Origin of the sequence: Streptomyces sp. NPDC004539, assembly GCF_040610055.1 — a bacterium.
Lineage (GTDB): Bacteria > Actinomycetota > Actinomycetes > Streptomycetales > Streptomycetaceae > Streptomyces.
Genome location: NZ_JBEXLS010000008.1, coordinates 30,894 through 46,463, shown reverse-complemented (window position 1 = coordinate 46,463; position 15,570 = coordinate 30,894). Strand labels below are relative to the sequence as shown.

Below are 15,570 nucleotides of genomic sequence, written 5' to 3'. Positions count from 1 at the left end.
TTCACGAACCCCCACGGCGAACACCCCCCGCGCCCCCGGCGAACACCGACGGCCCGGCACCCCCTCGGAAGGGGCCCCGGGCCGTCGTCCGTACGGAACGCCTCTCAGCGCACGAACACCCCCGCCTGACCGGCGAGGTCCAGGAAGTACTGCGGTGCGACACCCAGAACGAGCGTCACCGCCACCCCCACCCCGATCGCGGCCATGGTCAGCGGCGACGGCACGGCCACCGTCGGCCCGTCCGGACGCGGCTCGCTGAAGAACATCAGGACGATGACCCGGATGTAGAAGAACGCGGCGATGGCCGACGAGATCACACCGACCACGACGAGCGGCGCGGCGCCCCCCTCGGCCGCCGCCTTGAAGACCGCGAACTTCCCGGCGAACCCGGAGGTCAGCGGGATGCCCGCGAAGGCGAGGAGGAAGACGGCGAAGACGGCCGCCACCAGCGGTGAACGGCGCCCCAGCCCGGCCCACTTGGAGAGGTGCGTGGCCTCGCCGCCGGCGTCCCGCACCAGCGTCACCACCGCGAACGCGCCGATCGTCACGAAGGAGTACGCGGCCAGGTAGAACAGCACCGACGAGACCCCGTCGGGCGTGGTCGCGATGACACCCGCGAGGATGAACCCCGCGTGCGCGATGGACGAGTACGCGAGGAGCCGCTTGATGTCGGTCTGGGTGATCGCGACGATCGCGCCCCCCAGCATCGTCACGATCGCGACCCCCCACATGACCGGCCGCCAGTCCCAGCGCAGCCCCGGCAGGACGACGTACAGGATGCGCAGCAGCGCGCCGAACGCGGCGACCTTGGTGGCGGCGGCCATGAACCCGGTGACCGGCGTCGGGGCGCCCTGGTAGACGTCCGGCGTCCACATGTGGAACGGCACGGCGCCGACCTTGAACAGCAGGCCCATGATCAGCAGCGCGGCGCCGATGAGGAGCAGCGCGTCGTTGCCCATGGTGTCGGCGAGCGCGGGGTCGACGGACTTGACGGTGCCGTCGACGACCTGCGCGATCGTCCCGTAGGAGACCGAACCGGCGTACCCGTAGAGCAGGGCGATGCCGAACAGGGTGAACGCGGAGGCGAACGCGCCGAGCAGGAAGTACTTGACGGCCGCTTCCTGCGACATGAGCCGGTTGCGCCGGGCGAGCGCGCACAGCAGGTACAGCGGGAGGGAGAAGACCTCCAGCGCGATGAAGAGCGTCAGCAGGTCGTTGGCGGCCGGGAAGACCAGCATCCCGGCGACCGCGAACAGCAGCAGCGGGAAGACCTCGGTGGTCGTGAACCCGGCCTTGACCGCGGCCTTCTCGCCGTCGCTGCCGGGCACGGAGGCGCCCTGCGCGGCGAAGGAGTCGACGGGGCTGCCGTGCGCCTCGGGGTCGAGGCGGCGCTCCGCGAAGGTGAACAGGCCGACCAGGGCGGCCAGCAGGATCGTGCCCTGGAGGAAGAGGGCCGGTCCGTCGACGGCGACGGCGCCCATGGCGACGATCCCCGCGCGGGTGGTGCCGTACCCCTTCGCCGCGAGCGCGACGACCGCCGCGAAGGCGGCGCACAGGGCGACGACGGAGACGAACACCTGGGCGTAGTAGCGGGATTTCCGAGGCACGAACGCCTCGACGAGAATCCCGACGACCGCCGCGCCCACGACGATCAGGGTGGGCGACAATTGCCCGTATTCGATCTTCGGCGCGTCGATCTTCGAGATCGGATCGGCCGCCGTTGTCCACAGGCTGTGGACGACAGTTGCGCTCACCTGGCCGCCTCCACCTCGGGCTGGGGGTCCTTCTTGTGCACGTCGGACAAGGTCTGCTTGACCGCCGGGTTGACGACGTCCGCGATCGGCTTGGGATAGACGCCGAGCACGACCAGCAGGACGATCAGCGGCGTGACGACCGCGATCTCCCGCATCTTCAGGTCGGGCATCGACGCGACCTCGGGCTTCACCGGGCCGGTCATCGTCCGCTGGTAGAGGACGAGGGTGTACAGCGCGGCGAGCACGATCCCGAAGGTGGCGATGATCCCGACGACCGGGTAGCGCGCGAACGCGCCGACCAGCACGAGGAACTCGCTCACGAAGGGCGCGAGGCCCGGCAGCGACAGGGTGGCGAGACCGCCGATCAGGAACGTCCCGGCGAGCACCGGGGCGACCTTCTGGACGCCGCCGTAGTCGGCGATGAGCCGCGAGCCGCGCCGGGAGATCAGGAAGCCGGCGACGAGCATCAGGGCGGCCGTCGAGATGCCGTGGTTGACCATGTAAAGCGTCGCCCCGGACTGGCCCTGGCTGGTCATCGCGAAGATGCCGAGCACGATGAACCCGAAGTGCGAGATCGACGCGTACGCGACCAGCCGCTTGATGTCACGCTGGCCGACGGCGAGCAGGGCGCCGTAGATGATGCTGATCAGGGCGAGTACGAGAATGACCGGAGTCGCCCATTTCGACGCCTCCGGGAAGAGTTGCAGACAGAAGCGGAGCATCGCGAACGTGCCGACCTTGTCGACGACGGCCGTGATGAGGACCGCGACCGGGGCCGTGGCCTCGCCCATCGCGTTCGGCAGCCAGGTGTGCAGCGGCCACAGCGGGGCCTTGACCGCGAACGCGAAGAAGAAGCCGAGGAACAGCCAGCGCTCCGTGTTGGTCGCCATGTCGAGCGAGCCGCTGGCCCGCGCGGCGGCGATCTCCTGGAGGCTGAAGTTCCCGGCGACGACGTACAGGCCGATCACGGCGGCCAGCATGATCAGGCCGCCGACCAGGTTGTAGAGGAGGAACTTGACGGCCGCGTACGACCGTTGCGTGGACGCCGCCTCTTCGCCGTGCTCGTGCGCCCGGTCCCCGAAGCCCCCGATGAGGAAGTACATCGGGATGAGCATCGCTTCGAAGAAGATGTAGAAGAGGAAGACGTCGGTGGCCTCGAAGGAGATGATCACCATCGCCTCGACGGCCAGGATCAGCGCGAAGAAGCCCTGGGTGGGCCGCCAGCGCTTGCTGCCGGTCTCCAGCGGGTCGGCGTCGTTCCAGCCGGCCAGGATGATGAACGGGATGAGGAGCGCGGTGAGCGCGATGAGGGCCACCGCGATGCCGTCGACGCCCAGTTCGTACCGGACGCCGAACTCCTTGATCCAGGAGTGGGACTCGGTGAGCTGGTAGCGGTCGCCGTCGGGGTCGAAGCGGACCAGGATCGCGATCGCGAGGGCGAGCGTGCCGAGCGAGACCAGCAGCGCGAGCGCTTTCGCCGCGTTGCGCCGCGCCGCCGGTACGGCCGCCGTGGCGATCGCGCCGACGGCGGGGAGCACCGCCGTCGCTGTCAGCAGGGGAAAGGACATCGGTATCAGACCGCCCTCATCAGCAGCGTCGCGGCGACGATGACCGCCGCGCCGCCGAACATCGAGACCGCGTAGGAGCGCGCGAAGCCGTTCTGGAGGCGGCGCAGCCGTCCGGACAGCCCCCCGAAGCCGGCCGCGGTGCCGTTGACGACGCCGTCCACCAGGGTGTGGTCGACGTACACCAGCGAGCGCGTGAGGTGCTCGCCGCCGCGGACCAGGACGACGTGGTTGAAGTCGTCCTGGAGGAGGTCGCGGCGGGCGGCCCGGGTGAGCAGCGACCCGCGCGGGGCGACAGCCGGGACCGGGCGGCGGCCGTACTGGAGCCAGGCGACCGCGACGCCGACGACCATGACGGCGACCGTCGCCGAGGTGACCGTCGCGGCGCTGATCGGGGCGTCGCCGTGGTCGTGTCCGGTGATCGGCTCCAGCCAGTGCAGGAAGCGGTCGCCGACGCTGAACAGGCCGCCCGCGAAGACCGAGCCGAAGGCCAGCACGATCATGGGGATCGTCATGGACCTCGGGGACTCGTGCGGGTGCGGCTCGTTGCCGTCGGCGTCGGGCTGCCAGCGCTTCTCGCCGAAGAACGTCATCAGCATCACGCGCGTCATGTAGTACGCGGTGATCGCGGCGCCCAGCAGGGCCGCGCCGCCGAGAATCCAGCCCTCGGTGCCGCCCTTGGCGAACGCCGCCTCGATGATCTTGTCCTTGGAGAAGAAGCCGGACAGGCCGGGGAAGCCGATGATCGCGAGGTAGCCGAGGCCGAACGTGATGAACGTGACCGGCATGTACTTCCTGAGGCCGCCGTACTTCCTCATGTCGACCTCGTCGTTCATGCCGTGCATGACCGAACCGGCGCCGAGGAAGAGCCCGGCCTTGAAGAAGCCGTGCGTCACGAGGTGCATGATCGCGTAGACGTACCCGATGGGGCCGAGGCCGGCCGCCAGGATCATGTACCCGATCTGCGACATCGTCGACCCGGCGAGGGCCTTCTTGATGTCGTCCTTCGCGCAACCGACGATCGCACCGAACAGCAGCGTGACCGCGCCGACGATGGTGACGACGAGCTGCGCGTTCGGAGCGGCGTCGAAGACCGCCGCCGAGCGGACGATCAGGTACACGCCGGCGGTGACCATCGTCGCCGCGTGGATGAGCGCCGACACGGGCGTCGGGCCCTCCATGGCGTCCCCGAGCCAGGACTGGAGCGGGACCTGCGCGGACTTGCCGCAGGCCGCGAGCAGCAGCATCAGGGCGATCGCGGTGAGCTTGCCCTCGCTCGCGTCGGCCGCGACACCCGGTTCGGTGTGCGTGCCGAGGAGCGGGCCGAAGGCGAACGTGCCGAACGTCGTGAACATCAGCATGATCGCGATCGACAGGCCCATGTCGCCGACCCGGTTGACCAGGAACGCCTTCTTCGCTGCGGTCGCGGCGCTGGGCTTGTGCTGCCAGAACCCGATGAGCAGGAACGAGGCGAGGCCCACGCCCTCCCAGCCGACGTACAGCAGGAGGTAGTTGTCGGCGAGGACCAGGATCAGCATCGCCGCGAGGAACAGGTTCAGGTAGCCGAAGAAGCGGCGGCGCCGGTCGTCGTGCTCCATGTACCCGATCGAGTACAGGTGGATCAGCGAGCCGACGCCCGTGATCAGCAGGACGAACGTCATGGACAGCTGGTCGAGGCGGAACGCGACGTCCGCCTGGAAGCCCTCGACGGGAATCCAGCTGAACAGGTGCTGGTGGAGCGTGCGGTGCTCGGCGTCCTTGCCGAGCAGGTCCGCGAAGAGGATCAGGCCGAACACGAAGGAGACGGCCGACAGGAGCGTGCCGATCCAGTGGCCGACGGCGTCGAGCCGGCGGCCTCCGGTGAGCAGCACGGCCGCTCCGAGCAGGGGCGCCGCGATCAGCAGCGCGATGAGGTTCTCCACGTTTCTTCCGACCCCTTACAGCTTCATCAGGCTGGCGTCGTCGACCGAGGCCGAGTGGCGGGAGCGGAACAGCGACACGATGATCGCGAGTCCGACCACGACCTCCGCCGCGGCGACGACCATCGTGAAGAAGGCGATGATCTGGCCGTCGAGGTTGCCGTGCATCCGGGAGAAGGCGACGAACGCGAGGTTGCAGGCGTTCAGCATCAGCTCGATGCACATGAAGACCACGATGGCGTTGCGCCGGATCAGGACGCCCGTCGCGCCGATCGTGAACAACAGGGCGGCGAGGTACAGGTAGTTGACCGGGTTCACTGCGACGCCTCCTCTGCCTCGCGCTCGGTCTTGCGCGTGAAGTGCGGCGGCTCGATCTCGTCGCGCTCCAGGCGTTCCTCGGAGCGCTGCTGGAGGGCCTTGAGGTCGGCGATCGCCTCCGTCGACACGTCCCGGATCTGGCCGCGGTCGCGCAGGGTCTTGCTGACGGTCAGCTCGGACGGCGTGCCGTCGGGGAGCAGGCCCGCGATGTCGACGGCGTTGTGCCGCGCGTACACGCCGGGGGCGGGCAGCGGCGGGAGGTGCTTGCCGTCGCGGACGCGCTTCTCGGCCAGCTCGCGCTGGGTCATGGCGCGTTCGGTGCGCTCGCGGTGGGTGAGGACCATGGCGCCGACGGCGGCCGTGATGAGCAGGGCGCCGGTGATCTCGAAGGCGAAGACGTACTTGGTGAAGATGAGGGTCGCGAGGCCCTCCACGTTGCCGTTCGCGTTCGCCTGGCCGAGGCCGTTGAACTCGCTCAGGGAGGCGTTGCCGATGCCGCCGACGAGCAGGATGCCGAAGCCGAGGCCGCTGAGCAGGGCGAGCCAGCGCTGCCCCTTGATGGTCTCCTTCAGCGAGTCGGCGGCGGTGACGCCGACGAGCATGACGACGAACAGGAACAGCATCATGATCGCGCCGGTGTAGACGACGATCTGGACGATGCCGAGGAAGTAGGCGCCGTTGGCGAGGTAGAACACCGCGAGGATGATCATGGTCCCGGCGAGGCACAGCGCGCTGTGGACGGCCCGCTTCATGAAGACGGTGCACAGGGCGCCGATCACCGCGACCGTACCGAGCGTCCAGAACTGGAACGCCTCACCGGTGGACGTGGAGTAGGCGGCTAGCGCGCTCACGCCTCCACCCCCTCTTCCTCGGGCTTCTCTCCCTTGGAGACGGCGACCTGGCGTTCCGTACCGGGAGCGGCCTCGGTCACGAGACCCCGGTAGTAGTCCTGTTCGTCGGTCCCGGGGTAGATCGCGTGCGGCGTGTCGACCATGTTGTCGTCGAGGCCCGCGAGGAGCTGTTCCTTGGTGTAGATGAGGTTCGCGCGGCTGGAGTCGGCCAGTTCGAACTCGTTGGTCATCGTCAGCGCGCGCGTGGGACACGCCTCGATGCACAGGCCGCACAGGATGCAGCGGGCGTAGTTGATCTGGTAGACGCGGCCGTAGCGCTCGCCCGGGGAGTAGCGCTCCTCGTCGGTGTTGTCCGCGCCCTCGACGTAGATCGCGTCGGCGGGGCAGGCCCAAGCGCACAGTTCGCAGCCGACGCACTTCTCCAGGCCGTCCGGATGGCGGTTGAGCTGATGCCGTCCGTGGAACCGGGGTGCGGTGGTCTTCTGCTGCTCCGGGTACTGCTCGGTGAGCCGCTTCTTGAACATGGCCTTGAAGGTCACGCCGAAGCCGGCGACGGGGTTCTGGAAACCGGGTGCGGTCTCCTTGGGCTCCTCAGCCATCGGACGCCTCCTTTCCGTCACGAGGTCCGTCACTCTGAGTATCGACCCCACCACTGACAATCAGCTCCCGCTCCTGGCGGGACCGGCGCCGGGGCACCGGCGGCAGCTCCTGTCCGGGCAGCGGCGGCACCGGGAACCCGCCCGCCATCGGGTCGAACCCGACCGGCTCGGCGGGGAGTTCGGCACCCTTCTTCGCCTTGTCGCGGAAGACGTCCACGACGAAGGAGATCAGCAGGACCGCGATCAGCCCGCCGGCGACGTACAGGGCGATGTCGGTGAAGCCGTAGTTCTCGTTGCGCAGGGTCCGCATGGTCGCGACGAGCATCAGCCAGACCATCGAGACCGGCAGCAGCACCTTCCAGCCGAGCTTCATCAGCTGGTCGTAGCGCACGCGCGGCAGCGTGCCGCGCAGCCAGATGAAGAAGAACAGCAGGAGCTGCACCTTGACGACGAACCAGAGCATCGGCCACCAGCCGTGGTTCGCGCCCTCCCAGAAGCCGCTGATCGGCCAGGGAGCCCGCCAGCCGCCCAGGAACAGCGTGGTCGCGACGGCCGAGACGGTCACCATGTTGACGTACTCGGCGAGCATGAACAGCGCGAACTTGATCGACGAGTACTCGGTGTTGAAGCCGCCCACGAGGTCGCCCTCGGACTCCGGCATGTCGAAGGGGGCGCGGTTGGTCTCGCCGACCATCGTGACGACGTACAGGATGAACGAGACCGGCAGCAGCAGGATGTACCAGCGGTCGCTCTGCTGTTCGACGATCGTCGACGTCGACATCGACCCCGAGTACAGGAACACCGAGGCGAACGCGGCGCCCATCGCGATCTCGTACGAGATCATCTGCGCCGCCGACCGCAGCCCGCCGAGCAGCGGGTACGTCGACCCGGAGCTCCAGCCCGCGAGGACGATGCCGTAGATGCCGACCGAGGCGACCGCGAGGATGTACAGCATCGCGATCGGCAGGTCGGTGAGCTGCATCGTCGTCCGGTGCCCGAAGATCGACACCTCGTTGCCGGCCGGGCCGAAGGGGATCACCGCGATCGCCATGAACGCGGGGATGGCGGCGACGATCGGCGCGAGGACGTAGACGACCTTGTCCGCGCGCTTGACGACGACGTCCTCCTTCAGCATCAGCTTGATGCCGTCGGCGAGCGACTGGAGCATGCCCCAGGGGCCGTGCCGGTTGGGTCCGACGCGCAGCTGCATCCAGGCGACGACCTTGCGCTCCCAGACGATGGAGAACAGCACGGTCACCATCAGGAACGCGAAACAGAACACCGCCTTGACGACGACCAGCCACCAGGGGTCACGGCCGAACATCGAGAGGTCTTCCGCCGCGAGGTACGGGCTCATGCCTCCACCTCCTTGGGGGCGTCGGCGGGCGTCGCCGGGCCGATGCGGACGAGGGTTCCGGGCCGGGCCCCGGTGTCCGAGGCGACGCCCCCGCCCGTCGAGTTCAGCGGGAGCCACACCACCCGGTCGGGCATCTCGGTGACCGCCAGCGGCAGTTCGACCGTCCCGTCGGCGCCGGTGACCGCGAGGACGTCGCCGTCCTTCACGCCCGCCTCGGCGGCCGTCGCGGCCGACACGCGCGCGTGGGACGCGTGCCGCGTCGCCGCGAGCGCCGAGTCGCCCTCCTGGAGGCGGCCCTGGTCGAGCAGGAGCCGGTGCCCCGCGAGGACGGCCTCCCCGGCGGCGGGCCTCGGCAGCGCTCCCCCGGTCTCGTTCGGTTCCGCGGCCCGCTGCCCGTCCCAGGCGCCGAGCCGGTCGATCTCCGCGCGCGTGGTGCGCAGATCGGGCAGTCCGAGGTGGACGTCCATCGCGTCCGCGAGCATCTGGAGGACACGCAGGTCGCCCGGGGGCAGCCGGCGCGTCATCTGGTCCGGCTTGAGGGCGGCCTCGAAGAACCGCACCCTGCCCTCCCAGTTGAGGAACGCGCCCGGCTTCTCGGCGACCGCGGCCACCGGGAGGACGACGTCGGCGCGCTCGGTGACCTCGCTGGGCCGCAGCTCCAGCGAGACCAGGAAGCCCACCTCTTCGAGCGCCGTACGCGCGCGTGCGGGGTCGGGCAGGTCGGCGACCTCGACCCCGGCCACCAGCAGCGCCTGGAGCTCCCCGGCGACGGCGGCCTCGACGATCTGGCCGGTGTCACGGCCGTACCCGTGCGGGAGTTCGGCGAGCCCCCAGACGGCGGCGACCTCCTCCCGCGCGCGCGGGTCGGTCGCAGGACGGCCGCCGGGCAGCAGCGCGGGCAGCGCCCCCGCCTCCAGCGCGCCCCGCTCGCCGGCCCGGCGCGGAATCCACACGAGCCGCGCCCCGGTCGCCGAGGCGACCCGCACGGCGGCCGTGAGACCCCCCGCGACACCCGCCAGCCGCTCGCCTACGACGATGACGGCGCCGTCGGCCCGCAGCGCCTCGGCGGCCACCTCGCCGGGCGTCTCCAGGCCGCTGCCGGCCGCGAGGGCGTCCAGCCACTCGGTCTCGGTGCCGGGAGCGGCCGGCAGCAGCGTGCCGCCCGCCTTCTCCAGGCCCCGGGTGGCGTGCGTGGCCAGCGAGAACACCTTCAGCCCGCTCTTGCGCCACGCCTTGCGCAGCCGCAGGAAGACGCCGGGGGCCTCCTCCTCGGACTCGAAGCCCACCAGGAGGACGGCCGGGGCCGCCTCCAGGGCGGCGTACGTGACGCCCGTGCCGTCGAGGTCCCGGCCGCGTCCGGCGACCCGGGAGGCCAGGAAGTCGGCCTCCTCGCCGCTGTGCACGCGCGCGCGGAAGTCGATGTCGTGCGTGTCGAGGGCCACGCGCGCGAACTTGCTGTACGCGTACGCGTCCTCGACGGTGAGCCGGCCGCCGGTCAGCACGCCCGTGCGCCCGCGCGAGGCGAGCAGCCCCTGAGCCGCGATCTGGAGGGCCTCCGGCCAGGAGGCGGGCACCAGGTCGCCCTCGGCGTTGCGGACGAGAGGCGTCTCCAGGCGGTCGCGCTGCTGCGCGTACCGGAACCCGAAGCGCCCCTTGTCGCAGATCCACTCCTCGTTGACCTCGGGGTCGTTCTGGGCGAGCCGCCGCATGACCTTGCCGCGCCGGTGGTCCGTACGCGTCGCGCAGCCGCCCGCGCAGTGCTCGCAGACGGACGGCGACGACACCAGGTCGAAGGGGCGGGAGCGGAACCGGTAGGCGGCCGAGGTGAGCGCGCCGACGGGACAGATCTGGATCGTGTTCCCGGAGAAGTACGACTCGAACGGATCGCCTTCGCCCGTTCCGACCTGCTGGAGGGCGCCTCTTTCGATCAGCTCGATCATCGGGTCGCCCGCGACCTGGTTGGAGAAGCGGGTGCAGCGCGCACACAGCACGCACCGCTCGCGGTCCAGGAGGACCTGCGCCGAGATCGGCACCGGCTTCTCGTAGGTCCGCTTGCGGCCCTCGAAGCGGGACTCCGACTGGCCGTGCGACATGGCCTGGTTCTGGAGGGGGCACTCACCGCCCTTGTCGCACACCGGGCAGTCCAGCGGGTGGTTGATGAGCAGCAGCTCCATCACGCCGTGCTGGGCCTTCTCGGCGGCCGGGGAGGTGAGGTGGGTCTTGACGACCATGCCGTCGGTGCAGCTGATCGTGCAGGACGCCATCGGCTTGCGCTGGCCCTCGACCTCGACGATGCACTGCCGGCAGGCGCCGGCCGGGTCGAGGAGGGGGTGGTCGCAGAACCGGGGGATCTCGATGCCGAGCTGCTCGGCGGCGCGGATCACGAGGGTGCCCTTGGGCACGCTGATCTCGGCGCCGTCGATCGTCAGCGTCACGAGATCTTCCCGCGGCACCGCCGCCTCCCCGCCTCCGGAGGGGGCACTTGTGGTCACCGTCATGCGTTCACCTCCGGGCGGTCCGCCCAGGCCGTCGACTTGGCCGGGTCGAAGGGGCAGCCCCGGCCGGTGATGTGCTGCTCGTACTCCTCGCGGAAGTACTGGAGCGAGGAGAAGATCGGCGAGGCGGCGCCGTCGCCGAGGGCGCAGAACGACTTGCCGTTGATGTTGTCGGCGATGTCGTTCAGCTTGTCGAGGTCGCTCATGACGCCCTTGCCGGCCTCGATGTCGCGCAGCAACTGCACGAGCCAGTAGGTGCCTTCACGGCAGGGCGTGCACTTCCCGCAGGACTCGTGGGCGTAGAACTCGGTCCACCGGGTCACCGCCCGCACCACGCAGGTCGTCTCGTCGAAGCACTGGAGGGCCTTCGTGCCGAGCATCGAGCCGGCCGCGCCGACGCCCTCGTAGTCGAGGGGGACGTCGAGGTGCTCGTCGGTGAACATCGGCGTGGAGGAGCCGCCCGGCGTCCAGAACTTCAGCCGGTGCCCGGGGCGCATCCCGCCGCTCATCTCCAGGAGTTGGCGCAGGGTGATGCCGAGGGGCGCCTCGTACTGGCCGGGGCTCGTGACGTGCCCGGAGAGGGAGTACAGCGTGAAGCCCGGGGACTTCTCGCTGCCCATCGAGCGGAACCATTCTTTTCCGCGATTCAGGATCGCGGGAACCGACGCGATGGACTCGACGTTGTTCACTACAGTCGGGCACGCGTAGAGGCCCGCGACGGCAGGGAAAGGGGGACGCAGCCGCGGTTGGCCCCGGCGGCCTTCGAGCGAGTCGAGCAGCGCGGTCTCCTCACCGCAGATGTACGCGCCGGCCCCGGCGTGGACGGTGAGCTGGAGATCGAGCCCGCTGCCCAGGATGTTCTCGCCGAGATAGCCCGCCGCGTACGCCTCGCGTACGGCCTCGTGCAACCGCCGCAGGACGGGGACGACTTCACCCCGCAGATAGATGAAGGCATGCGACGACCGGATGGCGTAACACGCGATGACGATGCCCTCGATGAGGCTGTGCGGGTTCGCGAAGAGGAGCGGGATGTCCTTGCAGGTCCCCGGCTCCGATTCGTCGGCGTTGACAACTAGATAGTGCGGTTTTCCGTCTCCCTGGGGAATGAACTGCCATTTCATCCCCGTCGGGAACCCGGCACCGCCGCGCCCCCTCAGCCCGGAGTCCTTGACGTAGGCGATCAGGTCGTCCGGCGACATGGCGAGGGCCTTGCGGAGTCCCTCGTACCCCTCGTGCCTCCGGTAGACGTCGAGCGACCAGGACCGCTCCTCGTCCCAGAAGGCCGACAGCACGGGTGCGAGCAGCTTCTCGGGACTGCTGCCCTTCAGTTCGGGTGCCAATGTCATCCCTCCCCCTCCTCGGCGGCGGGCCGGTCGTCGGGTTCCTCACGCGGATGGACCACGCGCGCGGGTGCGGTCTCTCCCCTGGCCAGGCGCAGGCCCACCAGCGAGGCGGGTCCGGCGCCGCCGCTCGCCTCGACGGCCCCCTCACGCTCGTCGGGGAAGCCCGCCAGGATGCGGGCGGTGTCCTTGAAGGTGCACAGCGGCGCCCCGCGCGTGGGCGACACGTCGCGGCCGGCGCGCAGGTCGTCGACGAGGCGTTTGGCGCTCTCGACGGTCTGGTTGTCGAAGAACTCCCAGTTGACCATCACGACCGGCGCGAAGTCGCAGGCCGCGTTGCACTCGATGTGCTCCAGCGTGACCTTGCCGTCGTCGGTGGTCTCTCCGTTCCCGACCCCCAGGTACTCCTGGAGCGAGTCGAAGATCGCGTCGCCGCCCATCACCGCGCAGAGCGTGTTGGTGCAGACGCCGACCTGGTAGTCGCCGCTCGGGCCGCGCCGGTACATCGTGTAGAAGGTCGCGACGGCGGTGACCTCGGCGGTGGTCAGGCCCAGCACCTCCGCGCAGAACCGCATCCCGGTGCGCGTGACATGGCCCTCCTCGGACTGCACGAGGTGCAGCAGCGGCAGGAGTGCCGAGCGGGAGTCGGGGTAGCGGGCGATCACCTCGCGCGCGTCCGCCTCCAGGCGGGCCCGTACGTCGTCCGGGTAAGCGGGCGCGGGCAGTTCGGGCATGCCCAGCCCGACACCCCGTCGGGGGGAAGAGGTGGTCACCGGTCGACGCCTCCCATCACGGGGTCGATGGACGCGACGGCGACGATCACGTCGGCGACCTGGCCGCCCTCGCACATCGCCGCCATGGCTTGCAGGTTGGTGAAGGACGGGTCGCGGAAGTGGACCCGGAAGGGGCGGGTGCCGCCGTCGGAGACGGCGTGGACGCCGAGTTCGCCCTTGGGGGACTCGACGGCCGCGTACGCCTGGCCGGGCGGGACCCGGAAGCCCTCGGTGACCAGCTTGAAGTGGTGGATCAGGGCCTCCATGGAGGTGCCCATGATCTTCTTGATGTGGTCGAGGGAGTTGCCCAGCCCGTCGGGCCCGAGGGCCAGTTGGGCGGGCCAGGCGATCTTCTTGTCGGCGACCATGACCGGGCCCGGCTGGAGCCGGTCCAGGCACTGCTCGACGATGCGCAGCGACTGGCGCATCTCCTCCAGGCGGATCAGGAAGCGCCCGTAGGAGTCGCAGGTGTCGGCGGTCGGGATGTCGAAGTCGTACGTCTCGTAGCCGCAGTAGGGCTGGGCCTTGCGCAGGTCGTGCGGGAGGCCGGTGGAGCGCAGGATCGGGCCGGTGGCGCCGAGGGCCATGCAGCCGGCCAGGTCGAGGTGGCCGACGTCCTGCATCCGGGCCTTGAAGATGGGGTTCCCGGTGGCGAGCTTGTCGTACTCCGGGAGGTTCTTCTTCATCTTCTTCACGAACTCGCGGATCTGGTCCACCGCGCCGGGCGGCAGGTCCTGGGCGAGTCCGCCGGGCCGGATGTACGCGTGGTTCATGCGCAGGCCGGTGACCAGCTCGTAGATGTCGAGAATCATTTCACGATCGCGGAATCCGTAGATCATGATCGTGGTGGCGCCGAGCTCCATGCCGCCGGTGGCGATGCACACCAGGTGCGAGGAGAGCCGGTTCAGCTCCATCAGGAGGACCCGGATGATCTCGGCGCGCTCGGGGATCTGGTCCTCGATGCCGAGGAGCTTCTCGACGGCGAGACAGTAGGCGGTCTCGTTGAAGAAGGACGTCAGGTAGTCCATGCGCGTGACGAAGGTCGTCCCCTGCGTCCACGTACGGAATTCGAGGTTCTTCTCGATGCCGGTGTGCAGGTAGCCGATGCCGCAGCGGGCCTCGGTCACCGTCTCGCCGTCGATCTCCAGAATCAGCCGGAGCACGCCGTGGGTGGACGGGTGCTGGGGGCCCATGTTGACGACGATGCGCTCGTCGTCGGCGCGGGCCGCGGACTGGACGATCTCGTCCCAGTCGCCTCCGGTGACCGTGTAGACGGAGCCTTCCGTGGTCTCACGGGGACTTGCGTGCGACGTGCTCACGAGTACGACCTCCGCTGGTCCGGAGCCGGGATCTGGGCGCCCTTGTACTCGACGGCGATGCCGCCGAGGGGGTAGTCCTTGCGCTGCGGGTGGCCCTGCCAGTCGTCCGGCATCATGATCCGCGTCAGGGCCGGGTGGCCGTCGAAGACGATCCCGAAGAAGTCGTACGTCTCGCGCTCGTGCCAGTCGTTCGTCGGGTAGACGGGGACCAGGGACGGGATGTGCGGGTCGGCGTCGGGGGCGCTGACTTCGAGGCGGATCAGCCGGTTGTGGGTGATCGAGCGCAGGTGGTAGACGGCGTGCAGCTCGCGGCCCTTGTCGTGCGGGTAGTGCACGCCGCTGACGCCGGTGCACAGCTCGAAGCGCAGCGCCGGGTCGTCGCGCAGGGTGCGGGCGACGCGGACGAGGTGCTCCCGCTCGACGTGGAAGGTGAGTTCGTCCCGGTCGACGACCGTCTTCTCGATCGCGTTGTCCGGGAGGAGGCCCTGTTCCTCCAGGGCGCCTTCGAGTTCGTCGGCGACCTCGTCGAACCAGCCGCCGTACGGGCGCGTGGAGGCGCCCGGGAGGCGGACGGAGCGGACGAGGCCGCCGTAACCGGAGGTGTCGCCGCCGTTGTTCGCGCCGAACATGCCGCGCTGGACGCGGATCTCCTCGCCCTGGTCGCCGCGCTGGGCGGGAAGGCCGGAGGCACCTTCCGGGGTGGCGCCGTCGGGGGTGGTGTCGCTCATCGCAGCAGCCCCTTCATCTCGATGGTGGGGAGCGCCTTGAGGGCCGCCTCCTCCGCCTCGCGGGCCGCTTCCTCGGCGTTCACGCCGAGCTTGGAGTGCTGGATCTTGTGGTGGAGCTTGAGGATCGCGTCCATCAGCATCTCGGGGCGCGGCGGGCAGCCGGGGAGGTAGATGTCCACGGGGACGATGTGGTCGACGCCCTGGACGATCGCGTAGTTGTTGAACATGCCGCCCGAGGACGCGCACACGCCCATGGAGATGACCCACTTGGGGTTCGGCATCTGGTCGTAGACCTGCCGCAGGACGGGCGCCATCTTCTGGCTCACCCGGCCGGCGACGATCATCAGGTCGGCCTGGCGGGGCGAGCCCCGGAAGACCTCCATGCCGAAGCGGGCGAGGTCGTAGCGCCCCGCCCCGGTGGTCATCATCTCGATGGCGCAGCACGCGAGGCCGAAGGTGGCGGGGAAGACGGACGCCTTGCGCACCCAGCCCGCGGCCTGTTCGACGGTGGTCAGCAGGAAGCCGCTCGGCAGCTTTTCTTCGAGTCCCATG

The 15,570-nt window shown here is 69.8% G+C and carries 13 protein-coding genes; all 13 read right to left on the bottom strand.

Features of this window, described 5'->3' with window-relative positions:
- Positions 1–104: 104 nt before the first annotated feature.
- The 13 genes from nuoN to ABZX85_RS18230 are packed head-to-tail and all read right to left on the bottom strand — an operon-like array spanning position 105 to position 15,569.
- Positions 105–1,754, bottom strand: a complete 1,650-nt coding sequence (gene nuoN / locus ABZX85_RS18290; protein ID WP_355869093.1) for an NADH-quinone oxidoreductase subunit NuoN — start codon at positions 1,752–1,754, stop codon at positions 105–107.
- Entirely contained in the window at positions 1,751–3,322 is a 1,572-nt protein-coding gene (locus ABZX85_RS18285) for an NADH-quinone oxidoreductase subunit M (protein WP_355869090.1), read from the bottom strand. Before ABZX85_RS18285 ends, nuoN begins: the two co-directional genes overlap by 4 nt.
- Before the next feature lie 5 nt (positions 3,323–3,327).
- Positions 3,328–5,241, bottom strand: coding sequence for an NADH-quinone oxidoreductase subunit L (gene nuoL / locus ABZX85_RS18280; RefSeq protein ID WP_355869087.1), 1,914 nt, complete (start codon positions 5,239–5,241; stop codon positions 3,328–3,330).
- A gap of 15 nt (positions 5,242–5,256) precedes the next feature.
- Positions 5,257–5,556 carry an NADH-quinone oxidoreductase subunit NuoK gene (gene nuoK / locus ABZX85_RS18275; protein ID WP_003974374.1) on the bottom strand — a complete coding sequence of 100 codons (300 nt, stop codon included), beginning with the start codon at positions 5,554–5,556 and terminating at the stop codon, positions 5,257–5,259.
- Complete coding sequence (locus tag ABZX85_RS18270; protein WP_355869084.1) at positions 5,553–6,407, bottom strand: NADH-quinone oxidoreductase subunit J; 855 nt, start codon at positions 6,405–6,407, stop codon at positions 5,553–5,555. Before ABZX85_RS18270 ends, nuoK begins: the two co-directional genes overlap by 4 nt.
- The gene (gene nuoI / locus ABZX85_RS18265; RefSeq protein ID WP_355869081.1) at positions 6,404–7,006 is read right to left on the bottom strand and encodes an NADH-quinone oxidoreductase subunit NuoI; all 603 of its coding nucleotides are present in this window, start codon (positions 7,004–7,006) and stop codon (positions 6,404–6,406) included. The genes ABZX85_RS18270 and nuoI overlap by 4 nt, the downstream gene beginning before the upstream one ends.
- Positions 6,999–8,363: an NADH-quinone oxidoreductase subunit NuoH gene (gene nuoH / locus ABZX85_RS18260; RefSeq protein ID WP_355869078.1), complete on the bottom strand. Its 1,365-nt coding sequence runs from the start codon at positions 8,361–8,363 to the stop codon at positions 6,999–7,001. Before nuoH ends, nuoI begins: the two co-directional genes overlap by 8 nt.
- On the bottom strand, positions 8,360–10,861 hold the full coding sequence (locus ABZX85_RS18255) for an NADH-quinone oxidoreductase subunit G (RefSeq protein WP_355869075.1): 2,502 nt from the start codon (positions 10,859–10,861) through the stop codon (positions 8,360–8,362). Before ABZX85_RS18255 ends, nuoH begins: the two co-directional genes overlap by 4 nt.
- Complete coding sequence (nuoF, locus tag ABZX85_RS18250; RefSeq protein ID WP_355869072.1) at positions 10,858–12,204, bottom strand: NADH-quinone oxidoreductase subunit NuoF; 1,347 nt, start codon at positions 12,202–12,204, stop codon at positions 10,858–10,860. Before nuoF ends, ABZX85_RS18255 begins: the two co-directional genes overlap by 4 nt.
- Positions 12,201–12,971 (bottom strand): NADH-quinone oxidoreductase subunit NuoE, encoded by a 771-nt coding sequence (gene nuoE / locus ABZX85_RS18245; protein WP_355869069.1) that lies wholly within the window; start codon positions 12,969–12,971, stop codon positions 12,201–12,203. The genes nuoF and nuoE overlap by 4 nt, the downstream gene beginning before the upstream one ends.
- Positions 12,968–14,290 carry an NADH-quinone oxidoreductase subunit D gene (locus tag ABZX85_RS18240; protein WP_355869066.1) on the bottom strand — a complete coding sequence of 441 codons (1,323 nt, stop codon included), beginning with the start codon at positions 14,288–14,290 and terminating at the stop codon, positions 12,968–12,970. Before ABZX85_RS18240 ends, nuoE begins: the two co-directional genes overlap by 4 nt.
- Positions 14,287–15,018: an NADH-quinone oxidoreductase subunit C gene (locus tag ABZX85_RS18235; RefSeq protein ID WP_355869063.1), complete on the bottom strand. Its 732-nt coding sequence runs from the start codon at positions 15,016–15,018 to the stop codon at positions 14,287–14,289. The genes ABZX85_RS18240 and ABZX85_RS18235 overlap by 4 nt, the downstream gene beginning before the upstream one ends.
- A complete protein-coding gene (locus ABZX85_RS18230) occupies positions 15,015–15,569 on the bottom strand; it encodes an NADH-quinone oxidoreductase subunit B (protein ID WP_187747878.1) in 555 nt (184 codons plus the stop codon). The genes ABZX85_RS18235 and ABZX85_RS18230 overlap by 4 nt, the downstream gene beginning before the upstream one ends.
- Between the last annotated feature and the right edge of the window lies 1 nt (position 15,570).

What these genes read in the sequence shown, in the direction of transcription:
- ABZX85_RS18230 (WP_187747878.1), bottom strand. Translation starts at nt 15,569, where the DNA reads ATGGGACTCGAAGAAAAGCTGCCGAGCGGCTTCCTGCTGACCACCGTC.
- nuoF (WP_355869072.1), bottom strand. Translation starts at nt 12,204, where the DNA reads ATGACATTGGCACCCGAACTGAAGGGCAGCAGTCCCGAGAAGCTGCTC.
- nuoH (WP_355869078.1), bottom strand. Translation starts at nt 8,363, where the DNA reads ATGAGCCCGTACCTCGCGGCGGAAGACCTCTCGATGTTCGGCCGTGAC.
- nuoI (WP_355869081.1), bottom strand. Translation starts at nt 7,006, where the DNA reads ATGGCTGAGGAGCCCAAGGAGACCGCACCCGGTTTCCAGAACCCCGTC.
- ABZX85_RS18235 (WP_355869063.1), bottom strand. Translation starts at nt 15,018, where the DNA reads ATGAGCGACACCACCCCCGACGGCGCCACCCCGGAAGGTGCCTCCGGC.
- ABZX85_RS18255 (WP_355869075.1), bottom strand. Translation starts at nt 10,861, where the DNA reads ATGACGGTGACCACAAGTGCCCCCTCCGGAGGCGGGGAGGCGGCGGTG.
- ABZX85_RS18285 (WP_355869090.1), bottom strand. Translation starts at nt 3,322, where the DNA reads ATGTCCTTTCCCCTGCTGACAGCGACGGCGGTGCTCCCCGCCGTCGGC.